Annotated in this window: 1 pseudogene; it reads left to right on the forward strand. The window is 66.7% G+C overall.

Features of this window, described 5'->3' with window-relative positions:
- Positions 1–216, forward strand: a pseudogene (locus AC5RWQ_RS30835) (hypothetical protein); the annotation flags it as partial.

Here is a 216-nt window from a genome sequence, read left to right on the forward strand (position 1 = left end):
CGGGTCTGGACGAGCGGGCCGCGGTCATCTCCATCGCCACCAGCCTGCAGGAGTCGAAGCTGGAGAACCTGGGCCACCTCGGCGACCGTAACGACCACGACTCGCTGGGCCTGTTCCAGCAGCGCCCCTCCAGTGGTTGGGGCAGCCCGGAGCAGATCACCGACCCGATCTACTCCACCATGGCCTTCCAGAAGGGCCTCAAGCAGATCGACGGCT

The organism is Micromonospora sp. BS32, from assembly GCF_059089345.1.